The 21,179-nt window shown below is 55.0% G+C and carries 18 protein-coding genes and 1 tRNA gene; 14 read left to right on the top strand and 5 right to left on the bottom strand.

Features of this window, described 5'->3' with window-relative positions; genetic code table 11:
• The 6 genes from FD34_RS06845 to FD34_RS06820 all read left to right on the top strand — a co-directional run.
• Window positions 1–327, top strand: a 327-nt coding sequence (locus tag FD34_RS06845) for an IS30 family transposase (RefSeq protein ID WP_157046893.1), incomplete at its 5' end; no start/stop codon positions are given.
• A 21-nt stretch (window positions 328–348) separates the two neighbouring features.
• Window positions 349–1,770, top strand: coding sequence for an anion permease (locus FD34_RS06840; protein WP_057808056.1), 1,422 nt, complete (start codon window positions 349–351; stop codon window positions 1,768–1,770).
• A 114-nt stretch (window positions 1,771–1,884) separates the two neighbouring features.
• On the top strand, window positions 1,885–2,772 hold the full coding sequence (locus FD34_RS06835; RefSeq protein WP_057808054.1) for a LysR family transcriptional regulator: 888 nt from the start codon (window positions 1,885–1,887) through the stop codon (window positions 2,770–2,772).
• Window positions 2,773–2,856: 84 nt separating this feature from the next.
• Window positions 2,857–4,221, top strand: coding sequence for a threonine/serine exporter family protein (locus FD34_RS06830; RefSeq protein WP_057808051.1), 1,365 nt, complete (start codon window positions 2,857–2,859; stop codon window positions 4,219–4,221).
• Between the two features lie 13 nt (window positions 4,222–4,234).
• A complete protein-coding gene (locus FD34_RS06825) occupies window positions 4,235–4,900 on the top strand; it encodes a uracil-DNA glycosylase (protein ID WP_083479925.1) in 666 nt (221 codons plus the stop codon).
• A gap of 109 nt (window positions 4,901–5,009) precedes the next feature.
• Entirely contained in the window at window positions 5,010–6,488 is a 1,479-nt protein-coding gene (locus FD34_RS06820; protein WP_152936766.1) for an MFS transporter, read from the top strand.
• Window positions 6,489–6,532: 44 nt separating this feature from the next.
• On the opposite strand, the gene FD34_RS06815 is transcribed toward FD34_RS06820, so the two are convergent.
• The gene (locus FD34_RS06815; RefSeq protein ID WP_057808049.1) at window positions 6,533–7,867 is read right to left on the bottom strand and encodes a replication-associated recombination protein A; all 1,335 of its coding nucleotides are present in this window, start codon (window positions 7,865–7,867) and stop codon (window positions 6,533–6,535) included.
• 99 nt (window positions 7,868–7,966) lie between these two features.
• Between FD34_RS06815 and FD34_RS06810 the strand changes: the two genes are divergently transcribed.
• Window positions 7,967–8,953, top strand: coding sequence for an alpha/beta hydrolase fold domain-containing protein (locus tag FD34_RS06810; protein WP_057808047.1), 987 nt, complete (start codon window positions 7,967–7,969; stop codon window positions 8,951–8,953).
• 15 nt (window positions 8,954–8,968) lie between these two features.
• Window positions 8,969–9,541: a DJ-1 family glyoxalase III gene (locus tag FD34_RS06805; protein ID WP_057808045.1), complete on the top strand. Its 573-nt coding sequence runs from the start codon at window positions 8,969–8,971 to the stop codon at window positions 9,539–9,541.
• Window positions 9,542–9,614: 73 nt separating this feature from the next.
• Here the strand turns inward: FD34_RS06805 and FD34_RS06800 are convergent, their stop codons facing one another.
• On the bottom strand, window positions 9,615–10,577 hold the full coding sequence (locus FD34_RS06800; RefSeq protein WP_057808042.1) for a 2-hydroxyacid dehydrogenase family protein: 963 nt from the start codon (window positions 10,575–10,577) through the stop codon (window positions 9,615–9,617).
• A gap of 145 nt (window positions 10,578–10,722) precedes the next feature.
• Window positions 10,723–13,308, bottom strand: a complete 2,586-nt coding sequence (gene mprF, locus FD34_RS06795) for a bifunctional lysylphosphatidylglycerol flippase/synthetase MprF (protein WP_057808039.1) — start codon at window positions 13,306–13,308, stop codon at window positions 10,723–10,725.
• Window positions 13,309–13,440: 132 nt separating this feature from the next.
• Between mprF and FD34_RS06790 the strand changes: the two genes are divergently transcribed.
• Together FD34_RS06790 and FD34_RS06785 are read left to right on the top strand one after the other, a co-directional pair.
• Window positions 13,441–13,515: transfer RNA gene (locus FD34_RS06790), tRNA-Asp, on the top strand.
• Between the two features lie 63 nt (window positions 13,516–13,578).
• Entirely contained in the window at window positions 13,579–14,454 is an 876-nt protein-coding gene (locus FD34_RS06785; protein WP_057808038.1) for an RluA family pseudouridine synthase, read from the top strand.
• Window positions 14,455–14,501: 47 nt separating this feature from the next.
• Here the strand turns inward: FD34_RS06785 and FD34_RS06780 are convergent, their stop codons facing one another.
• Window positions 14,502–15,218, bottom strand: coding sequence for a DUF4811 domain-containing protein (locus tag FD34_RS06780; protein ID WP_057808036.1), 717 nt, complete (start codon window positions 15,216–15,218; stop codon window positions 14,502–14,504).
• Window positions 15,218–16,663: an MDR family MFS transporter gene (locus FD34_RS06775; protein ID WP_152936796.1), complete on the bottom strand. Its 1,446-nt coding sequence runs from the start codon at window positions 16,661–16,663 to the stop codon at window positions 15,218–15,220. The genes FD34_RS06780 and FD34_RS06775 overlap by 1 nt, the downstream gene beginning before the upstream one ends.
• Before the next feature lie 190 nt (window positions 16,664–16,853).
• Between FD34_RS06775 and FD34_RS06770 the strand changes: the two genes are divergently transcribed.
• The 4 genes from FD34_RS06770 to FD34_RS06755 all read left to right on the top strand — a co-directional run bounded on the left by FD34_RS06770 (window position 16,854) and on the right by FD34_RS06755 (window position 21,126).
• Window positions 16,854–17,303 carry a MerR family transcriptional regulator gene (locus FD34_RS06770; RefSeq protein WP_057808032.1) on the top strand — a complete coding sequence of 150 codons (450 nt, stop codon included), beginning with the start codon at window positions 16,854–16,856 and terminating at the stop codon, window positions 17,301–17,303.
• 69 nt (window positions 17,304–17,372) lie between these two features.
• The gene (locus tag FD34_RS06765) at window positions 17,373–17,720 is read left to right on the top strand and encodes a hypothetical protein (protein WP_057808030.1); all 348 of its coding nucleotides are present in this window, start codon (window positions 17,373–17,375) and stop codon (window positions 17,718–17,720) included.
• A 233-nt stretch (window positions 17,721–17,953) separates the two neighbouring features.
• Window positions 17,954–19,801: a ribonuclease J1 gene (gene rnjA / locus FD34_RS06760; protein WP_057808028.1), complete on the top strand. Its 1,848-nt coding sequence runs from the start codon at window positions 17,954–17,956 to the stop codon at window positions 19,799–19,801.
• Between the two features lie 137 nt (window positions 19,802–19,938).
• A complete protein-coding gene (locus FD34_RS06755) occupies window positions 19,939–21,126 on the top strand; it encodes a CPBP family intramembrane glutamic endopeptidase (protein ID WP_057808026.1) in 1,188 nt (395 codons plus the stop codon).
• Window positions 21,127–21,179: the final 53 nt, after the last annotated feature.

Raw genomic sequence — 21,179 nt, 5'->3', positions numbered from 1 at the left:
AAACAGCCTCGTCATCTTTTTAAGTCCATCACCTTTGACAACGGTAAGGAATTCGCAGGCTGGCGTGAGATTGCCAATAAGCACGATATCCAGACATATTTTGCGGAAGTCGGTGCGCCTAATCAGCGAGGGTTAAACGAAAACACCAACGGTATTCTTCGGCGTGATGGTCTGAGTAAAAAGAAAGACTTCCGTAATCTCCCGGATGAATTAGTTACTCAGCTAATGTCATACCGGAACAATATTCCACGGAAGTCACTGCACTACCGCACACCCATTGAGGTATTCATGGAGAATATCACAGATGCACAGTTAGTTTCTTTCTAACTTAATTTGACATTTCAGGAGATGAAAAAACTAGAACACGTTAACTACCGTGGCTTCATCTTGCCAGTCGTCGTGGGATTGATCCTCTGGCTGATGACGCCAATCAAACCGGCCGCGGTGCCGGTTGCCGGCTGGCATATGTTTGCCCTGTTCGTGGGGACGATCATTGCCTGCATCACCCGACCGCTGCCAATCGGTGGGGTTTCTATCGTCGCTTTTGCCCTGACCGTTCTAACCAAGACGGTGCCAATGGACAAGGCAATTGTTGGCTTCGGGAATGCCTCCATCTGGATGATTGCGATGGCCTTCTTCATCGCCCGGGGGTTCATTAAGACCGGCCTTGGTCGTCGGATTGCCCTCAACTTTGTGAAGGCCTTCGGTAAAAGGACGCTGGGTTTGGCCTACTCCCTGATCGGGGTCGACCTGATCCTGGCCCCGGCCACGCCAAGTAACACGGCCCGTGCCGGTGGGGTCCTGTACCCAATCATCAAGTCACTGTCCCAGTCCTTTGGTTCTGATCCGAAGAACGGGACCCAGCGCAAGATTGGTTCTTTCCTAATCTTTGCCGAATACCATGGTGACATGATCACTGCGGCCATGTTCATGACCGCGATGGCCGCCAACCCGCTGGTTCAAACGCTGGCCACGGGGAGCGGTGTTAACATCACCTGGGGGGGCTGGTTCCTGGCCGCCCTGGTTCCGGGGATCATCTCATTAATTGTCGTTCCATGGCTGATCTACAAGATGTACCCGCCGGAGGTTAAGGAAACGCCGAATGCCAAGCAGTGGGCGGAAGAACAGCTTTCTGAGATGGGCCCAATGAGCGTGGCCGAAAAGATCATGGCCGTCATCTTCGTCCTGGCCCTGGTTCTCTGGATGACCGGGAGCTTCATCGGCATCGACGCCACCCTGGCCGCCTTCATCGCCCTGGCACTGTTACTGTTGACCGGGGTGCTGAGCTGGCAGGACGTTCTCCACGAGACCGGTGCCTGGAACACCCTGACCTGGTTCTCCGTCCTGGTCATGATGGCCGGCTCCCTGACCAGTCTGGGCTTCATCCCATGGTTGAGTAAGGCGATCAGCAGTTCCCTGCACGGGATGAACTGGGTTCTCGTCCTGATCGTCCTGATCGTCTTCTACTTCTACAGTCACTACCTGTTCGCCAGTTCAACGGCCCACGTTACGGCGATGTACAGTGCCCTGTTAGCTGTTGCTATCTCCGCAAGCGTGCCACCAATGCTGGCGGCCCTCTTACTTGGGTTCTTCGGTAACCTGATGGCTTCCACGACCCACTACGCCTCTGGCCCGGCACCAGTTCTCTTCGGTTCTGGTTACGTGCCACAGTCCAAGTGGTGGTCACTGAACTTTGTCCTGGGGATCTTCTACCTGGTCGTTTGGATCGGGATCGGCAGTCTCTGGATGAAGCTGATCGGTATGTGGTAATTAAATATAAAGAGTCTGACTAGTGATTGCTAATCAGGCTCTTTTTGTTTTCCCCGGCGAATAATTGCTATAATGGATTGTTGTAAATGAAATCTGCCCGATGGAGGAAAACAAATGAACACGCGTGATCTACAGTATTTTGTCGCCCTGGTCAAGTACAAGAACTATACCCAGGTGGCTAAGCAATTCCAGGTGTCTCAGCCCACGATCACCCAGGCGATCCAGCGGCTTGAACGCGAATTTGGCGCGCCCCTGGTTCGCAAAGACCGGGTTCACCGTGACGAGATGATCACGCGCAGCGGGCGGTTGCTCTACGCTAATGCCCAGCTGATTAACGAGAAGATCGAGCTGACCCACAAGGAGATCCGTCGGGCCAACCAGAAGCAGATCCGCTTTGGGATGCCGCCAATAATCGGTAAACTCTACATCTCCAAGATTGTCAGCGAGTTCTCAAAGGACCTCCTGTCGCGGCTCAAGATCACCTCGGTCGGCTCCCACGAGCTGCTGAACCAGGTCCGCAACGGCAAGATTGACATCGCCCTGCTAGGGTCGACCGCCCCGATCAACGAGCCGGGAGTGTTTGCTGATCTGATTGCGACCCGGCGCTTTGGGGTGATCGTCAGCACCGCTAACCCGCTCGCCCAGCGTGACCAGGTTAGTTTCAAGGAGCTAGCAAATGAGCGCTTCATCAGCTTCGACCAGCAGTACGTTCACCAGGCTGCCTTCCGGGCCTACTGTACCTATGCCCAAATTAACCCGACCGTGGCGATGTACCGGATTCCTAACATTTCCTGGATCAAGGAACTGGTACGCCAAGACATCGGGATCAGCCTGATGGTCAAGGATGCCGTAGCCAATGAGCCGGGGATCAAGCTTGTTGAGATCACTGACCCCCTTCCGGAGCGCTTCTATATCTCGGTGGCCATTCGGGAGGGCTACGTGTTAAGCGCTGATGAGCAGGACTTCCTCGACCGCCTTCGCAAGCTCCCCATTAAAAACTAGTACCGGCTATTGACAGGGGTCGTATAATGATTAGTGATATTTTGGCAAATTTTGATTAATTGATTTTGGGGGACATTGAGAGTCATGAGCAAAGATGATGAACTCATGTCGGCGTTCGAGCCGGCGCGGCACCTATCCGCAAAACACCACATGGCGATTCCGTGGCAGGACTTCTTCACCAATGATAACTTCACACCGACCAGCGAGGCCAACCTGGTCGAACGGGCGGCCATTGTCGGCCGGATCGGCCTGATGATGCTTTCCTATGGGACCGGGGCTTGGCGGGTGCGGGACTCGATGAATATCGTGGCCCGGAAGCTCAAGATGACCTGCACGGTCGACATCGGTTTGGTGTCCCTCGAGTACACCTGTATGGATGCTCACCATAGCTATACCCAGGCGGTCTCGCTGCCCAGCACCGGGGTCAATACGACCAAGCTCTCCAAGATGGAGCGCTTCATCGACGACTTCAACGATCACGGTGACGAGATGACGATCGGGGAGATCCATGCTCACCTGGAAAAGATCGACCATTCCAAGGGAAACTATGCTCCTTACCAGGTGGGACTGGCGGCTGCCCTGGCCTGCAGCGCCTTCGTTTTCCTGCTTGGCGGGGGACCAATCGAGATGGTCTGCAGCTTTATTGGGGCCGGGTTGGGTAATTTTGTCCGCCGTAAGTTGATCGACCGCCATATCACTCTCTTTGCCTGCATTGCCGTGGCGGTGGCAGTGGCCTGTCTGACCTACCTGTTGTCGTTGAGCCTGCTCCAGCTCTGTCTTCACGTCAGTTCACGGCACGAGGCCGGCTACATCGGGGCGATGCTCTTCATCATCCCGGGATTCCCGTTTATCACTAGTGGCTTGGATATCTCCAAGCTTGATATGCGGTCGGGACTGGAACGGATGGCCTACGCGATCGCCATTATCATGGTGGCGACCCTGGTGGGCTGGATCGTGGCCTTGGCGGTGAACCTGCGGCCGGAGAACTTTGCCGCCCTGCCGCTGTCGGACATGGCGATGCTGCTGCTGCGGATTCCGGCCAGCTTCTGCGGGGTTTTCGGTTTCTCAATCATGTTCAATAGTACCCCGCGGATGGCGGCAATTGCCGGTCTGATTGGGGCGGTGGCCAACACCACCCGGCTGGAGCTGGTCGACCTGACGATGATTCCAGCGGGGGCTGCGGCCTTTATCGGGGCCCTGGTGGCCGGGCTCTTGGCAGCGATTGCCAAGCGCAAGGTCCGTTTCCCCCAGATCTCGATCACGGTGCCGTCGATCGTCATCATGGTGCCGGGCCTCTACCTCTACCGGGGGATGTATAACCTCGGCCTGACCTCGATCAGTGTCGGTGCTCTCTGGATTACCAAGGCACTGCTGATCGTTGTCTTCTTACCGCTCGGGCTGATTGCGGCCCGGATCCTGACCGATACCAAGTGGCGTCATAACGGCTGACGGGGGTGAGCAGATGATTATTAAGTATCCCACTGACCTCCTAGCCCAGGTCAAGGCGGCCACCGCAGGCCGGCGCCTGACCGGGTTTACCCCGGGGCAGGGTCCCCGTCACCCGGAATTGATGCTGATCGGGGAGGCCCCTGGCCGCCACGAGGAGCAGGTCAACATCCCTTTTTCCGGGGCGTCGGGGCAGGAACTGATGAAGCTGGTTGAGTCGATTGGCTACTCCCAGCAGACGGTCTACATCGCCAGTGTTGTTCGCCAACGCCCGTACTCAATTAAGCAGGTCCGGGATAAGAAAACCGGCGAGTTGGTGGAGAAGCGGCCAAATCGGACCCCGACTAAGAGTGAGGTTCGGGCCTTCGCACCGCTCTTTGACTGGGAACTGGGCTATGTTGATCCCCAGGTGCTGGTCCCCTTGGGCAACACCGCTCTCCAACGCCTCCTCGGCCCCCAGGCTAATATCGGTCGGCTCCATGACCACCTACTGACAGTTCCCGTTCAGGAGGCCGATCCAGCTGGCAATGGCTACCGATTGAGCCAGCGCCAGTATCAAATTTTCCCGATGTACCACCCGGCAGCGGTCCTGTATGCCCGGCGTCTTCAGCCCACGGTGGAAGCCGATTGGCAGCGTCTCGGTCGCTTCATACAGAAAATGCATGAGCAGAAAAACAAATAAAGTAATATACTTTTCGATGCTTTGCCCGTATAATAGAACCATAGATTTTGAAACTTCTTGCTTGCAAGGAGTTTTTTTGTTCTAAAGCATCAAATGGGAGGATGAGTTTGTGCTAGAAAATCAACGTCGGACAATTGTTACCGGGGCTCTGCTGCTTTCCAACATCATGGCCGGGATGGATGGGACAATTGTCAACACTGCCCTGCCAGCGATCACCAGTGACCTCCACGCCCTGCAGTACATGGGCTGGATCGTGGCCACCTTCCTGCTGGGGATGGCGGTGGCCACGCCCCTGTGGAGCAAGTTCGGTGAGCACAAGGGGAACAAGGTTGCCTACATTAGCGCCACGATGATGTTCATGGTCGGGGCTATTTTCCAGGGGCTGGCGCCTAACATTCTCTGGTTCATCATCGCGCGGACGGTGATGGGAATTGGTGCTGGGGGAATGAACACGATCCCCTTCATCGTCTTCGCCGAGATCTACCAGAACCTGCGGAAACGGGCCGAGGTGCTGGGGATCTCCAGTGCCTGCTTCGGGACGGCCTCGATCATTGGTCCCCTGCTCGGGGGCTGGCTGGTCGATACTTGGAGCTGGCACTGGGTCTTCTACGTCAACGTCCCCATCGCGATTGTGGCGATCACCATCATTTCGATCTTCTACCGGAACTCGGGACAACAGGCAGCTGGTAAGCCGGTTGACTACCTCGGCGCAACCCTGCTGGTGACTAGCCTGACCATGATCCTGGTGGCTGTCCAGTTAATCGGCTCGGTTGCCTGGTGGGTGGTCGTGTTCCTTTTCCTGATTGGCGTGGGCCTGCTCTACTGGATGGCCCAGGTCGACAACAAGGCGGCTGATCCGATCGTACCGAGTCGGCTCTTCAAGAACCGCGAGCTGGTGATCGACTTTTCCCTATTTGTGATTATCTGGGGATCCTTCATTGCCTTCATAACCTACATTCCAATGTGGGCCCAGGGCTTGCTGGGGCTAAGTGCCCTCCTCGGGGGAATGACCCAGATTCCGGGGGCGGTCACCAACTTTATCGGCTCCGAGCTGGTGCCGTTTCTCCAGGACCGCTGGGGGAAGTATTGGATTGTCACCTGTGGGGCCGCCTCGATTTTTATCGCCTTCCTTGGCATCTGGATTGCCGGTGAGGACGCCCCGTTCTGGCTCCTGCTGACGATGGGGGCCTTCGAGGGGATGGGGGTTGGCCTGGTCTTCAACATCCTGCAAATCAGTGTCCAGACCGACGCCGAACTGCGGGACGTCCCGATCGCCACCTCGATGGGCTACCTCCTGCGAATCCTCAGTCAGACCCTAATGGCGGCGGCCTATGGAGTGATCCTCAATAACCAGCTGTTCAAGGGGGTCCAACATTCCCACGGCATCACGCTGACCATGCTGAATAAGCTGTCGAACGCCGAGACGGCCGGGTCACTGCCCAAGGCATTAGTGCCGACGATGCGTGATATCCTCTACAATGGTTACCGGGATATCGTGATTGCGGCGCTTATCCTAATCGTTATCTCACTGTTGATCGTGGTACCGCTGGGCTGGAAGCACCACCTGGCGGTCCAGAAACAAGGCTAATATAGAAAAACGGAAGGCTGCACCACAACGGGTGTAACTTTCCGTTATTTTTTATTTTTGGGATGGTGGCGATGCCATTCGGCGATCTGTGCCATCCGGGCCCTGAAGCGGGGCTCGAAGCCTTGGTCGCCAGGGTGGTAGAAGCGACTGCCGGCCAGCTCCGGCGGCATCGTGGTCATGGTGGTCAACTTATCCTTGCTGTCATGGGCGTACTGGTAGCCCTGACCATAATGGAGGTCCTTCATCAGCTTGGTCGGTGCATTGCGGATCTGAAGAGGGACTGGGAGGTTGCCGGTCTTCTTGATCGCTGCGTGAGCCTCCTGGCGGGCCTGGTAGGCAGCGTTGGACTTGGGAGCGATCGCCAAGTAGATCACACACTCGGTCAGGTGGACATCACACTCCGGCATTCCCAGGAACTGACAGGCCTGGAAGGTGTTGATCGCCACGCGGAGGGCATTGGTATCGGCCAGGCCGATATCCTCGCTGGCAAAGCGGACCAGGCGGCGGGCAATGTAGAGCGGATCCTCGCCACCGTCGATCATCCGTGAGCACCAGTAGACCGCCGCATCGACGTCGCTGTTGCGCATCGACTTGTGGAGGGCCGAGATGATGTTGTAGTGTTCCTCGCCGTGCTTGTCGTAGCGCAGGGACTTGGTGTTGACCAGCTGATCGAGGTCGTCATCGGTGATGGTGACCTTCTTGCCGGTTCGTTGGCCGTTCAAGACCGCCATCTCCAGGGTGTTGAGGGCGATTCGGGCGTCCCCGTTGGCGAACTGGGCGATGGTGTGGAGTTCGTCGTCGGCACAGTGAATGGTCAATCCCGGGAAAGCGGCGGGGTGTTTGAGAGCCCGGCGCAAAACCTGCTCGAGATCCTCTGTGGTCAGGGACTTGAGGACAAAGACCCGGCAGCGGCTGAGCAGGGCCGCGTTGATCTCAAAGGAGGGGTTCTCGGTAGTCGCCCCGATCAGGGTGATACTGCCGCGTTCGACGAAGGGAAGGAAGGCATCCTGCTGGGCCTTGTTGAAGCGGTGGATTTCATCGATGAAGCAGATGGTCCGTTCCCCATACTCCCGGTTTTGCTCGGCCTCCTCCATAATCTTACGGATATCACGAATACTGGAGGTTACCGCGCTGAAAGTGATGAAGTGGGCCTTGGTCTGGTGGGCGATGATCTCTGCCAGGGTGGTTTTCCCGATGCCGGGCGGCCCCCAGAAGATCATGGACGAGATCTGGTCGTTTTCGATGATGTCGCGGAGGACCTTCCCCGGTCCGAGCAGGTGGCGCTGGCCAACGAACTCATCAATCGTCGTCGGCCGGATCCGGTTGGCCAGGGGGGTGTTATTGGCGTTGTCCTGAGCAAACAGTGATTCTTGATGCATACTGAAGTCTCCTTTGCCCATATTCTAAACTAAATCTTAACAAAATTGTATTATGAAGCGTGTTACGATAAGAATAAAGAGGTTAAAGGGGCGGAAAGAATGGAAAGACTCAAACGGCTGCGGGGCGGACTTGCCGGCCGACTGGTGAACAATTTAAGCAACAGTTTTCGGGACCTGCACCGGTGTGGCGACCACCGCTCCAACAAGGCCACCTTCATCGAGATGGGAATCCAGCTTAGTGGCTTCAAGCATGCCCTTGCTGAACCCACTGCATATGACAAACTGATCCAGACGGCCCGACAGACCAACGCCCAGCGTTACGACCTGCCACAGGTGACCTTCAACGTCAAGCTCCGTCAACTAAAGCACTACCGGGTCCCGGTCTATGTCTTAAATGAGCGCGGGTTTAACCAGCAGGTGATTGTCTACCTGGCCGGTGGGGCCTATGTCCAGCCCGCAGACAAGACTCATTGGCAGTACTTGAACCGCCTGGCCCAGGCGACAGGGGCGCGGATCTATGTCCCAATTTACTCCCTGGCTCCTCAGCATAACTTTCGGGCGGCCTACCAGGAGGTTGCCCAGCTCTATGGCAACCTCTACCAGCAGGCGCCGGCCAGTGATATCACGGTGATGGGGGACTCCGCCGGGGCGGGATTGGCACTGGGATTCAGTGAGTACCTGGGCCAGCGGGGCCTGCCCCAGCCGGGCCACCTGATTTTGATTTCCCCATGGCTGGACCTGGACCTGACCAACCCAGTCATCGCCCGTTACGAACAGGATGACGTCACCCTGGCCCGCTATGGGCTACGGCGGATCGCGGACCTCTGGGCGGGGGATACCAGTCACCGTGACTACCGGCTGAGCCCAATAAACGGTGACCTGGACCAGCTCCGCGATGTCCATGTCTATGCCGGCACCAGGGAGATCATGTACCCGGATGCCGCTCGGCTGGTGGAGAAAATCAAGGAGAGCCGGATTCCGGTGGACTTCACGGTTGGGCGGGGGATGTTTCATATTTACCCACTCTACCCGGTTCCCGAGGCTGATGCCGTGATGAAACAAGTTGTTAAGATTGTGAATAGTTAGGATGGAGTGATTGTTTTGACAAAGGTAGCGGTAGTATTTGCACCTGGTTGTGAGGAAGTTGAGGGATTGTCGATCGTCGACGTACTGCGGCGGATGGGAATCGAAACGACCATGGTTGGCCTGGAGGGGATCAAGGTTCCTGGGGCCCACGGGATCGAATTGACCTGTGACCATGTCCTTGATGATCACTTGCTGGACTATGACCTGGTTGCCTTCCCAGGTGGCCGGGGCGGGGCCGAGAAGCTCCGTGACAACGAGCGGTTGGCGGACCTGATGCGCCAGCGGAACCAACATGGGAAGTGGAACGCCGCCATGTGCGCGGCCCCGATCACTTTGGCCAAGTATGGTCTACTGGACGGGCGCGACTACACCTGCTTCCCAGGGATCAACGAAGAGGTTGACCGCCTGGCCAAGAATGCCCGCTTCAAGGAGACGATTACCGTGGTCGACGAAGCCGGCAAGGTGGTCACCAGCCGCGGTCCGGCTACGGCCCTGGCCTTTGCCTACCAGATTGCTGAGGTCCTCGGCTACGACACCAAACAGATCAAACACGAGATGCTCTATGATTATCTGATGGAGCAACGATAAAGGACGTAAAAAGGAGCGGCACGTTTGTTTGAAAAAAGCGTGCCGCTCCTTTTGTATGCTGCAGGATTGCAGCTTACTTGTTAACGATGTACTTGACCAGGTCACCCTTGAGGGCCGCAATGGCGTTGGTGGCGACAATCTTACCCATGGCGTCCCGGGCTTCCACGGAGGCGTTGCCGATGTGCGGCGTCAGGATAAAGTTGTCGAGGTCCTTGAATTCATCATCAACCTGGGGTTCTTTCTCGTAGACGTCGAGGGCTGCCCCGGCAATCTCCTTGTTGATGAGGGCCTTCAGGACGGCTTCCTCGTTAATAACTGGACCCCGGGCACAGTTGATCAGGATGGCTGACTTCTTCATCATCTTCAGCTGGTCTACGTCGATCATGTGGTGGGTCGCTTCGGTCAGCGGACAGTGAAGGGTTATCACATCAGCCCGTTTGAGCAGGTCATCTAGTGGTACGTACTCGGCGGCACAGGCGGCCTCAACTGCCGGATCTGCCTGGTGCCGTTGGGTGTAGATGATCTTCATGTTGAAGGCGTGCATCCGCTTGGCAACTGCGCTCCCAATGCTACCGAGGCCGACGATCCCGAGGGTCTTACCGGCCAGCTCGTGGCCGAGGAAGAAGAGCGGGGCCCAGCCGTCGAAACCGATCGACCGCATCCGGTGGTCACCCTCAACGATTCGCCGCATCAGGGCAATCATCAGTCCACAGGCGACTTCGGCGGTCGCCGTGGATGAGACGAATGGGGTGTTGGTGACGTCGATATTCTTACTCCGGGCGTACTTAACGTCAATGTTGTTGAAGCCGGCGCCAAAGTTGGCGATCAGCTTGAGCTCTGGGGCGGCGTCAATGACCGCGGCATCGACCTGGGTCGACAGTGGGGTGATTAGGACCTGGCAGTCGCCGACGTGTTTGAGGAGTTCGTCCTTGGTGATCAGCCCCTCACCATCGTAAACCTCGTAATCGATCCCCGCTGCATCGAGCAGCTTGGTCGTGATCGTTGGTAATTTTGCGGAAAGATATACAGTAGCCATATTCTCGCCTTCCTATATTATAAAAACAAAAGTAAACGCTTTCCGTTTATTATTATAGGTTAAGTTGATTTGTTATTCAAACCAGCGACTGGTGAAAAAACAAGTCGGCACAACTAGGCGGTTGTCGCTGACTTGTTTATTGAAACTAATTTTTGTTCAACCAGAAGAAGAGGTGGTGATTCTGAGCATCGACCCGCTGGTTGACAACGCTGACCAGGATCAGCATGGTGGCAATCAGGGAGTTCTTCTTCCGATAAGCGATGTAACGGGGGTACCAGACCGAGGCGTACTTATCCTTGTAGCGGCGCAGGCCCTGGAAGCCATAGAGGTGGTAGCCATACTCGTAGATGAAGTGGGCTGCCTTCTCCTCGATGAAGCTGAACTGGTATTCACCGACGTTGGAAAGGGGGGCCATCCCGAGGTCGAAGTAGGTATAACCATTCTCCTGGCCATACTGGTACATACTGATGAAGATCTTGTCCATTATCCCGGACGGGGCATCCTTGCTGTGCCGCATCAGGTCGATGGTCAAGATCTCCTTGCCGCCGGTTGGCATGAAGGTGGCGAAGGCGACCGTTTTGCCGTTCTTGTCACGAATGACACCGACCGGGGCCTGGTTGATGTAGTAGGGGTCAAAGAAGCCCAGTGAGAAGCCCTTTTCGACCTGGTTACCCAGCCAGCTGTCTGAGACGCGCTTTAATTCGGCCAGCTGGTCATCACTAAACGGCGGTTGCTCGACGGTGAAGGTGTACCCTTCTCGGTCGAACTTGTGCATCAGGGCCCGTTGTGACCGCTGCTTCTTACCGGCCAGGGTGAAGTCGGCGAGCTTGACCAGGCCGGTTTCCCCGGTCTTGATGAAGTCGAAACCGAACTCGTGTAAGAGAAGGGTGACTTCACTGGAGACCTCGTAGAAGACCAGCTGGTAGTCGTATTTGTCCGCCGCCCGGATGAACTGGCGGAAGGCTGACCGCCAGACGGTCTTGTTACCGACCGGGTCACCCATGACCACGAGCCGGTCGTTCTTCTTACGATACATGAAGAAGAGTTGGTCGTGGTCGCCCTCCTGGTAGTAGTAAATTGCCTTGTCCCGCAAGAAGGCCAGGTGGCTGGTAGAGGAACCGCCAAATTCGTTGATCACGCCCCGTACCCGGTCAGCGTTGAAGCTGTGAACCGCAGTAAATGGGTCCCAGCCAGCAGTGAAGTAGCGCAGGATCAAGAACATCAGAATCAGGCCAAGAAACAACCCTATCAGGCCGGATAGCCAGACGCTTTCACCGGGGAAGAAGAGAAAGTCGGGAATATGGTGTTTGCTGATGTACTGCGGTGTATTAATCACCCCAATGATTACGTAGAGGATGAAACTGCCAGCGAAGATGGTTCCGTCGATCAAGAACTTGCTGACGGAGTACTGGAGCTTCTCCCGGTAGAGGACGTGCCGTGACATCAGCACGAGGAGGAGGACGATGACCAGGTAGATGGTTAGGCTAAGCGTCCCTAAGTTCCAGATGGTGTTGCCAATTCCGATCAGCAGGAGGACCAGGGTGGGCCAGTACGCCTTCTTGACCTTAGCCTGCAGCCCACGGGCACAGGCTAGCATGGCAACCGCGAAGAGAATCGTGGTCATCTGGTGCAAGAAGAAGAAGGTGTAGGGGTAGAGCCGTTGGATAATCTTATTTTGACTAGTCAGATCCGGTACCGAGGCGGTTAACAGCATCAGGATTCCAGAGATGTACATGAAGGCAGTGATTAGAAAGTAGGCCGTCTTATGCAGCATCATCAGTGGGAGACCATCGAAGAACTCGTTGACCTGTTGGGCCAGGTTGTGGAGGAACATAACAGCTGCTAGGATCAGCGGCACGATGTAGTAGAAGATCCGGAAGAGCAACAGCCAGATGATGATGGTCGTCTGGGGTACCCCAAGCAGGGAGAGCTCAAGGATCATCATAACGTCGAAGGACCCCAGCGCTCCGGGGATCATGGAGATTACCCCAAGAACCTGGGCGACGACGTAAAGGGGAAGGACGCTGATCAGGTTATCACGAACCCCGAGACACCAGCCGACTAGCAGGAAGAAGAGGGCCACGAAGAGCCATTCAAAGGTCGAACTGGTGACGATAAAGGCCTCTAATTTTGGCGTGATGTCCTTGAAGACGTTACTGTTGTAAACCTGGGTGACGAAGAAGACAATCGGAAAGTAGAGCCCGCCGCCGATTAGCCAGATGGCATACTGGTTGAAGTGACCGCCATCGTGGAAGCCAAACATGATGATCAGGGCCACCCAGCAGAGAACCGACAGTCCGGACAAGAGAAAGATTGCGATCTTTGAAATGGCCAGCAGTATCTCTTTTTTGCTGGCGTTCTTCCGATAGAAGTAGGCCCGCAAAGACGATCCCAGCAGGCCGCCGAAGCCTGCAATGTTGGTCAGGGTGTTAGTGATCCACCCGCAGCGGATAACATAGGAACACTTAAATTTCCCGGGTAATAATCGGGTTACCGCGAAGTCGTAACCGAGCATCGGGATAACGGCAATACAGCCAGCAACCATCAAGAGCAGAAACTGCTCCCAGGTCAGGTCGGTCAGACCGATCCCCACCTTATGCCAGTCGACGGTCTTGAAAAAGCTGCCGAGTGCGTGAACCACGAACACGAGGACCGAGGTTACGAATAGCAGCTTGATAATCCGTGAATAATTTTCCCACCAGGATTCGAAACGCATACCTAGTGATTTCATTAGAAAAACTCCTCTCTGAAACAACTAACATAATTATTATAAGCTATTTATTAGACCGTCGGGAGGGGGCAATGGTAAATTAGTAGTTGACGGTTGAATTAAATTCACGTATACTCATAGATGTTGTCAAATGGTCCGTTGGTCTAGTTGGTTTAGGACGCATCCCTGTCACGGATGAGATCACGAGTTCGAGTCTCGTACGGACCGTCGTTATGAAGTTGAGTCAGTTGACTCAACTTTTTTTGTACGCAAAATTTTGGGAGGTAAACAATGGAAGCAAGTTGGCAGTATACTGGTGCGGAACCGGTCAAGATCAAGAAGTTCCTGCAGTCATTGGGGATGGGACACCGTCTCTTCAACGACATCAAAAAAGGGGAGGGGGAGTTTTTGGTTGACCACCGTCCGGTCCGGCCGACTACCAAGATCCTGCCCAACCAGCCCTTGACGATTAGGGTTAAGCCCGAGCCGGTTGATCCGACGGTGGCGGTTAGCCATGATCCTCTGCAGGTTGTCTATGAAGACGATAACTGGCTGGTCATCGACAAATCGGCCGGGGTGACCTCGATTCCCGGTCCCGGTGTGGCCAACGGGACGATCCTGAACCGGGTCACCGGTTACCTGATTGACCAGCAATCCCCAGACCAGCGGCCCCACCTGATTACCCGGCTCGACCGTGACACGGGCGGCCTCCTGCTGGTAGCCAAGCACCACGTGGCCTCAAGTATGATCAGTCAGCAGGTCCAGCAGCACCAGATGGTGAAAGAGTACACGGCCCTGGTTAGCGGTCACTTTACCGCTGATCACGGAACAATTGACCAACCGATCGCCCGGGTGGCCGGCCAGGTTCGCCGAGTGGTGGCTGACGATGGCCAACAAGCTTTGACCGAGTATTGGGTTGAGGACCAGGGCGACGATTGGGCCCGCGTTCGCGTTCGCCTCCACACCGGTCGGACTCACCAGATCCGGGTCCACTTTGCCGCCATCGGTCACCCCTTGCTCGGCGATGCCCTCTACGGTGGTGACACTAGCCGGGTCGACCACCAGCTGCTCCACGCCAGCCACCTGGCCTTCCTGGACCCCTTCAGCCGGCGTCAGCTCAGCTTCACATCGCCGTTACCGGCAGTCTTTAATGAAATCATGGCATAAGAAAAACGACGTCATCGTGCGGATAGCGTCGTTTTAACGTTTAAATCCTATTTTAGCAGGGCCTGAACCTTCTTGGCCTGGAACTCCTGCTCGGCCTGCTTGGCGACGGCCCGAATCTGGGCAGCCGTCATGTGGGGATTCTTGGTCATGGCAGCCTGAACCCGACTGGTAACGTAGGCCTGTCCCTGCTGGCGAGTCGTAGCCATGGCCTGTTGACCGGCCGGCGACTTGGCCTTGGCCTGGAGTTGCTTAGCCTGCTTGGTGGTCAGTAGGACGTAGGTCCGTGGATACTCCAGGGTGTTGGTCCGCTTGACCAGGGTACCGTCCATCCCGGACCAGGCGTAGAGGACCTTGTAGAAGTCATTCTTGAAGCGCCAACGGGTTGTGGTGGTCACGAGTCGGGGATCACCAGATTTCTTCCACTTGACCTGACTGTGGGTGTATTCGTTAGCCTGGGTGTGGGTCGGTTTCGTCTGCGACGGCTTAGTCTTGTAGATGTAGACATCATCTTTGCCGCTGGTACCGACCGGTTGATAAAGGGCCAGCGGCATCTTGGCGTTGACCGGGTAGATCTGGCGGCTGGTGGTCGTGGTGACCTGGTGCATACCGAAGTGCTGGCTGTAGTTCAGGGTCATCAGGGCCGTTGAACCAACAAAGACCAGTCCGGTGATGGTGGCCAACACGATCCGTGAGGCCCGGCTCCGGGTAAACATGATGCTGAGGAAGAAACAAACAGCCCCGAGAAAGGTTAAGACAATAACCATTAGTTAGCACCTCCCTTGTCGTTGAGGATATCTTCGCTGTCGATTCGCTGGTGAATTCCGTTACCCGACGTGACGAAGAAGGTTAGGATCAGCCCCAGGAAGGCAAAGGCGATGGTAAACCAGAAGGCGGCGTGGTAGTCCATCAGGGTGGCGTCAAACATCTTGGCCTTGTACTGGAGTGGGGACTGGGCCAGTAGGGCGTGGCCCGGCTTGTGACCGTTGGTGATGTTGGTCAAAACGGAAATCATGATCGCGGTCCCGACGGAGGTGGCCATCTGGCGAATCGTGTTATTGACCGCGGTACCGTGGGAGATCAGCTGGTAGGGCAGGGAGTTCATCCCAGCGGTCGTCACTGGCATCATGACCATCGAGATCCCAAACATCCGGACCGCATAGAGGAAGACGATATCGATAGTTGGGGTGTCCCGGGTAATGAAGGCAAAGGGCAGGGTGCCGACGAAGAGGATAAACATCCCGGTGACGGCTAGCCGCTTGGCACCGTAACGGTCAAAGAGGTTCCCGGTGATTGGGCTCATCAGACCCATGAAGATTGCCCCGAAGAGGAGGGTCAGCCCAGAATGAAAGGCTGACATTCCGTGGATAATCTGCAGGTAGAGCGGAATGACCAATTCGACCCCGACCATCGCCATCATGACGATGGAGCTGAGCGCCGTGGCAAGGGTAAACTCACCACTCTCAAAGACCTTGAATTCCAGAAACGGTTCGTCGAGTTTACCCTGACGCCAAACGAGGATGGCAACCAGGATGGCCCCGATAATGATCGTTGAGACGACGACCGGATTGGTCCAGCCCTTGTCACCGACACTGGAGAAGCCGTAGAGCATACTCCCGAAGCCAAGTGTCGAGATAATGACAGATAGCCAGTCGAGGTGGGGCCGCCGGTTCGGGATAACGTTCTTGACGAGAAAGAAGCTGGCCAGGATGACTAGGGCGGCAATCGGGACGATCATCCCGAAGAGCCAACGCCAACTGAAGTTATCGATGACCCATCCAGACAGGGTTGGACCGATCGCCGGGGCCAGCCCGATGACGAGGCCGTTGATCCCCATGGCGGCGCCCCGTTTTTCTGGTGGGTAGATAGTCAGCATGATGTTTTGCATCAGCGGCATGTTGACCCCAACGCCGACCGCCTGGATAAGTCGCCCGGCGAGTAGGACGCCAAAGGATGGTGCCAACCAGGACATGATAGTGCCTACCTCGAAAGTTGACATTGCCAGGATAAACAGCAACTGTGTGTTGAAACGGCTGCTCAGGTAGGCACTGACCGGGATCATGATCCCGTTGACCATCAAAAAGCCAGTGGTCAGCCACTGAACGGTGGAGGTGCTGATGTTAAAGGCATTCATTAATGCCGGAAAAGCGGTCGATAGGATCGTCTGGTTTAAAATCGTACAAAAAGCCCCGATCAAAAGGACCAGGACCATCAGGCTACGATTATAAGGTTTGCCGGTGATATCAACCGCTTGTGGATTATGATTCACAAGTAAAGACCTCTTTTCGTAAAAATAGCAATGTGAAAAATATAATCAAATTGGGTACCTTTGTCAAATAATTTGACAAAGATCGCAAATTAAATAATAATAAGATCCGATAAAATATGGAGGGGAGTACCGTATGGACGCACTGGGAAAGCAATTCCGTGAAATTTTTAAAAGCAACGACATTAAGATCGGCATGACTGAACTGGCCAAGGTGACGGGGGTGTCGCCGAGTCAGCTGCGCTATTGGGAGCGCAAGGGCTTCATTCACTCCCAGCAGGGCCAGCAGAATAAGAACCACCACTTCAGCCTGATGACGGCCTACCAGGTTCGGACAATTAAGTTCTACCTTGACCAGGGCTACACCCTGCAGGTTGCCGTCCAAAAGGAACACGAGCGCCGGACCCTGGGGAAGGTTTTTCGGCACTTCATCACCGACCGGATTCAATCGATTGACCAGGACGACAACGGCGATGGCCTGGTTATGTTGGGAAAGCTCGACGACGATCCGACCAAGGAGGTCTACGCCCGGGTTGACCAGGATGGGAAGACGACCCTTCACCTACGGCCGGTTCAGGACGATTAGTTAACCTGATCCGATTATTGTGGTATGGTGTAATTGACTAATTATTTAATTATGAAAGGGACGAGTCTTGTGAGTGAAGAAAGACTACATTATTCTGACCTGAGTGCGCCGGCCCAGGAGCATGCCTTAAAGTCATTTATTAACTACTACGTTAAGCAGTATCGGCAGGGTAGCCTGGAGATACTGGGTGCCAAGGTTTCTAACGGGGTGATGGGGACGATCAACGAAATCCTCAACCTGAATAAATTCATGGGCCACAGTGAGTTGGTTGCCGAGAGTTATCGTCTCTCCAAGAGTGCCTATGTTGAGATCATGAAGCAACTCACCAACGTGCTTTACCAGCAGGACGGCGAACCGGTCGTGGACTGGGACGTTTCCTGGGAGAATCAGGAAGAACAACTACCGAGTGAGGACTAACTTAAGACCAATTGATGGACTGCGAAGGTGCTTCGCAGTCTTTTTTGTTGTTCTGATTTTTAGACTTGTGGTAAAATAAATGTAGTTTTACGTACGGATAAAATTAACCCAAAATAAGAAAACTAAATAAGAGTTGCACCGTCCTTGCCGACCTGCAAACGGTTCTTTTGGCTTACTTATTTTCCGTTAGTATAGTCACGCTAAATAAAATTACAAAAGGAAAGAAAGGTATTATGGCAAAGCTAAAAATTAAGAATAACGAAGTTGCCTTTTTCGCCATGGGTGGTCTTGGCGAAATCGGTAAGAACATGTACTGTGTCCAATTCCAAGACGAGATCGTGATCATTGACTGTGGGGTCCTCTTCCCAGAAGACGAGCTTCTCGGGGTTGATTACGTCATTCAGAACTACGATTACCTGGTCGAAAACAAGGATAAGATCAAGGGAATCTTCATTACCCACGGTCACGAAGACCATATCGGTGGGTTACCGTTTTTCCTCCAGAAGGTGAATGTACCAATCTACGCGACCCCGTTTGCCATGTCTTTGATCAAGGGGAAGCTGGACGAGAAGCACCTCCTGCGTAGCGCCGAACTACACGAGATTAATGAGTTTGACGAGGTCCACTTCAAGAAGCTCTGGGTCAGCTTCTTTAGGACGACGCACTCTATCCCCGATACGATCGGGGTAGCGGTTCATACACCGCAGGGAACGATTGTCCAGACCGGGGACTTCAAGTTTGATCTGACGCCGGTTGGTCACTTGCCGGGGCCAAACCTCCAGCAGATGGCCAAGCTAGGCGACGATGGGGTTCTCTTGCTGACCTCTGATAGTACTAACGCCGAGCGGCCGCAATTCACCAAGTCGGAACGGTGGGTTGACATTCACATTCGTCGGATCTTTGAGCGAATCAAGGGCCGAATCATCTTCGCCTCCTTCGCCTCTAACGTTTACCGGCTGCGTGAAGCCTCCGATGCTGCCATTGCTCAGGGCCGTAAGATTGCGGTCTTTGGGCGGAGTATGGAGAACGCGATTGCCGCGGGCCAGGAGCTCGGCTACTTAAACATCCCCAAGGAGTCGCTGATTGATCAAAACAAGATCAACAACTACCCACCGGAGAAGGTTCTGATCATGTGTACCGGGTCTCAGGGTGAACCGATGGCCGCATTGAGCCGGATTGCCAACGGCACCCACCGGCAGATCTCAATCCAGCCTGGTGATACGGTTGTCTTCTCCAGCAACCCTATCCCAGGGAACACAACCATCGTTAACGCCCTGATCAACAAGCTGGAAGAGGACGGTGCCGCGGTCGTTCACGGTTACGTCAACAACATCCACACCTCCGGGCATGGTGGTCAGATCGACGAAGAGTTCATGCTGCGACTGATGAAGCCGAAGTTCTTTGCCCCAGTTCACGGGGAATACCGGATGCAGAAGATCCACACCAAGCTGGCCCAGATGACTGGAGTGCCAAAGGAGAACTGTTTTATCCTTGAGAACGGTGACGTCCTGGCACTGACGAAGGACTCCTGTCGCCTGGCTGACCATATCGACAGCGTTTCAGACGTCTACATTGACGGTCGGGATGCCGGCGATACAGTTGGTAACCCTGAGATCCGGGAGCGTCGTTTGCTCTCTGAAGAAGGGGTCGTAACTGCTATTGCCGTGGTTAATCTTAAGGACTACCAGATCGTGGCCGGGCCGGACATCGTCTCCCGAGGCTTTGTTTACATGCACGAGTCCCAGGAGCTGATTAAGGCTGCCAACCACGAGGCCTTCTGGGCTATCCTGAACACCTTCAAGAATCATAAGGTGGTTGACCAGCGGGCCCTGAACCGGACGATTGTCAGCCGGTTGCAGAAGCTACTCTTTGACCGGACGGGCCGGAAGCCGGTGATCATCCCAATGATTACCATCCTGAACGGGGATAACCGGACCGAGAATCATCACTATCGTCATTCTAACCGGAAGAGTGGCCAACACGAGGGCAAGAAGGGCCACCAAGGTAACAACCACGGTGGACACCACCAACACCGGTCCCACAACAAGAAAAACGAAAAGACACCGGTTGCTAGCAAGTAATCGGAAATAGGCAAGGCCAGTGGTCGTAATTTCACGATCACTGGCCTTTTTCGGTTAAATAAGTGGCGCTTTTCTGGTATCATTGAGGGGAACAATTATAATTTTATAAGCTATTGTTAGAGAGGAAGGTACTCCAGATGTCTGGAAGTGATTACCTAAAAATTTGGTACCGAGTACAGATCGGTGCCATCCTACTGATTCTCGCCATGATGATGATCCGTAACTACGAGTTCAACCGTCACCGGATTGCGCTCCTGCTCCTGTGTACAGTTGCAATCCTGGCGGTTGCCCTGGTTGCGGAGCTCTGGGAACAGTTACCGTCGCCCATCAAGCGAGTCAATGCCTGGCTACAGGCCCTAACCCAGCCGCTGATCTTAATCCTTGCCTGGGATGTTATTACCCGGGAAATAATTGTTCTCCTGCACCTACCGTCCCGTGGCGTCGTTACCCTGATGATCGTGTACTACTTCATCATGTTTGCCCCATTTGCTAGCGTGATCGGGAGCCAGTTGACCTTCAGCATTGAACGCTTTATCTTCGCCTTCTGGACGGTGACGGTGGTATTCTTGCCCCTGATGGCCCTGCCGATCGACCTGATCGACAACCACTTCCTGCTGCTCGCCTTGTCAACGGGCGCGGTGGGGACGGTGGCCTACTTCATCCTGATGACAACGGCCATGCGGGCCTGGAAGTTATCCTGGCCGGGCCTGCGTCCGCACTGGAGCGGCGACTTTAACTGGTGGATTCTGCTGGGATTGGTCGTAATTGACCTCCTCTTCACCAGCCTGAACGTCGGTCAGTGGCCGAACCTCCACTTGATCAACTGGCACCTGACGGTGTCGGCATTCGAAGCGGGCGTGACGGAGGAGACCCTCTTCCGTTTCGCAGTTCTGGGAATCCTATTTTATGCCTGGCGAAACATCAAGCAACGCCTGCCACTGGCGATCGTCACCAGCGCTCTCCTGTTTGGTCTGGCTCACCTGTCTAACGCCATGCTCCAGCACTGGGACATGACGGTTCTTCAGGCGCTCAGTGCTTTTGCCCTGGGTCTCTTCTTTGCCGTGGTTTACGTCTACACCGGTCAGCTCTGGTTGGCAATTGTGATGCATGGCCTGCTGGACTGGACGAGCTTCATCGTCACCGGCTCTGACCTGATGAAGGGGGCCACGACTTGGGCTGACTGGCTTAGTGCGATCCTGGAGCTAGTCGTCTTCGCGGGGATTACCGCCTGGATGATGTTTGGTCAACGCCGTAAGGTCATGGAGCGCCATGTGGCCCGGTTAACTGGTGAACACCAGCACTTTGGCTTCATGGTGCGCTACTAACTTAATTAATTGAGAGAAAAACAGAGGCTGGGAAATAAGCTTCTCGGCGCCCC

It is taken from the genome of Limosilactobacillus pontis DSM 8475, from assembly GCF_001435345.1.
Lineage (GTDB): Bacteria > Bacillota > Bacilli > Lactobacillales > Lactobacillaceae > Limosilactobacillus > Limosilactobacillus pontis.
The sequence above is the reverse complement of the archived record's forward strand: the minus strand, read 5'-3'. Positions and strand labels throughout refer to the sequence as shown.

What these genes read in the sequence shown, in the direction of transcription:
- FD34_RS06840 (WP_057808056.1), top strand. Translation starts at nt 349, where the DNA reads ATGAAAAAACTAGAACACGTTAACTACCGTGGCTTCATCTTGCCAGTC.
- FD34_RS06835 (WP_057808054.1), top strand. Translation starts at nt 1,885, where the DNA reads ATGAACACGCGTGATCTACAGTATTTTGTCGCCCTGGTCAAGTACAAG.
- FD34_RS06830 (WP_057808051.1), top strand. Translation starts at nt 2,857, where the DNA reads ATGAGCAAAGATGATGAACTCATGTCGGCGTTCGAGCCGGCGCGGCAC.
- FD34_RS06825 (WP_083479925.1), top strand. Translation starts at nt 4,235, where the DNA reads ATGATTATTAAGTATCCCACTGACCTCCTAGCCCAGGTCAAGGCGGCC.
- FD34_RS06815 (WP_057808049.1), bottom strand. Translation starts at nt 7,867, where the DNA reads ATGCATCAAGAATCACTGTTTGCTCAGGACAACGCCAATAACACCCCC.
- FD34_RS06810 (WP_057808047.1), top strand. Translation starts at nt 7,967, where the DNA reads ATGGAAAGACTCAAACGGCTGCGGGGCGGACTTGCCGGCCGACTGGTG.
- FD34_RS06800 (WP_057808042.1), bottom strand. Translation starts at nt 10,577, where the DNA reads ATGGCTACTGTATATCTTTCCGCAAAATTACCAACGATCACGACCAAG.
- mprF (WP_057808039.1), bottom strand. Translation starts at nt 13,308, where the DNA reads ATGAAATCACTAGGTATGCGTTTCGAATCCTGGTGGGAAAATTATTCA.
- FD34_RS06785 (WP_057808038.1), top strand. Translation starts at nt 13,579, where the DNA reads ATGGAAGCAAGTTGGCAGTATACTGGTGCGGAACCGGTCAAGATCAAG.
- FD34_RS06780 (WP_057808036.1), bottom strand. Translation starts at nt 15,218, where the DNA reads ATGGTTATTGTCTTAACCTTTCTCGGGGCTGTTTGTTTCTTCCTCAGC.
- FD34_RS06775 (WP_152936796.1), bottom strand. Translation starts at nt 16,663, where the DNA reads ATGGTCCTGGTCCTTTTGATCGGGGCTTTTTGTACGATTTTAAACCAG.
- FD34_RS06770 (WP_057808032.1), top strand. Translation starts at nt 16,854, where the DNA reads ATGGACGCACTGGGAAAGCAATTCCGTGAAATTTTTAAAAGCAACGAC.
- rnjA (WP_057808028.1), top strand. Translation starts at nt 17,954, where the DNA reads ATGGCAAAGCTAAAAATTAAGAATAACGAAGTTGCCTTTTTCGCCATG.
- FD34_RS06755 (WP_057808026.1), top strand. Translation starts at nt 19,939, where the DNA reads ATGTCTGGAAGTGATTACCTAAAAATTTGGTACCGAGTACAGATCGGT.